Raw genomic sequence first — 1,002 nt, 5'->3', positions numbered from 1 at the left:
GCGCGCCTGATGCGACTGGAGACGATCCCGCTGACCCGCAACGGCAAAATCGACCGCAAGGCCTTGCCAGAGCCGGAAGGCAGCATCCATACGGGAGCAGCCTATGTGGCCCCGCGTACGAAGGTGGAGCAAGTACTGGCTGCGGTATGGGCCGGAGTGCTCGGCGTAGAAGCCGTAGGCACGCAGGATAACTTCTTCGAGCTGGGCGGCGATTCGATCAAGGCCCTGCAAGTATCGTCTCGCTTGCTGCAAGCCGGCTATCGATTGAACATGAAGGATCTCTTCAGCTACCCGACGGTAGCGGCACTCAGTCCGTTGCTTCAGACCGATGGCAAGCAGGCCAGTCAGGAAGAGGTAGCAGGCCAGGTGGAGCTGGCACCTATTCAGCGCTGGTTCTTCGAGCAGCAGCCAGCTGATCTGCACCACAGCAACCAGGCGATGATGCTGTACCGAGTTGGGCGCTTTGACGTCGACGCGCTGCGCCGTACGATGGACCGTATTGTTCAGCATCATGACGCACTGCGCACGGTATTCCGTGAGACGGAACAGGGCTATATCGCTTGGAACCGCAGTGTAGAGGAAGGCGAGTTATACACGCTGGACATTGTAGATTTCAGCGGAGTGGAAGACGAATCCGCTGCTGTTGAAGCTAAAGCGAGTGAAATTCAAGCCGGCATTCCCTTGAGCGCGGGTCCGCTTGTGAAGCTCGGTCTGTTCCATTGCGCTGAGGGCGACCATGTATTAATCGTCATTCATCATTTGGTTGTGGACGGTGTATCGTGGCGTATTTTGCTAGAGGATTTGGCATCTGGTTATGAGCAGGCTGTTGCAGGTCAGACAGGCACAGCTATCCGACTGCCGCATAAAACAGATTCATTCCAGGTATGGGCCAAACAGCTGTCAGCCTATGCAAGCAGTGCGGCGATGGAGCGGGAGCTGGCATACTGGCAGCATATCGAACAAGCCAAAGCAAGCCTCGCAAAGCCTTTGCCGAAGGATTTT

The 1,002-nt window shown here is 56.5% G+C and carries 1 protein-coding gene; it reads left to right on the top strand.

The window, feature by feature from the left end; genetic code table 11:
- A partial coding sequence (locus tag ABEW32_RS26300; RefSeq protein ID WP_430193250.1) for a condensation domain-containing protein occupies positions 1–1,002 on the top strand: 1,002 nt, incomplete at both ends.

The organism is Paenibacillus jamilae (genome assembly GCF_050482105.1).
Lineage (GTDB): Bacteria > Bacillota > Bacilli > Paenibacillales > Paenibacillaceae > Paenibacillus > Paenibacillus jamilae_B.
The sequence above is the reverse complement of the archived record's forward strand: the minus strand, read 5'-3'. Positions and strand labels throughout refer to the sequence as shown.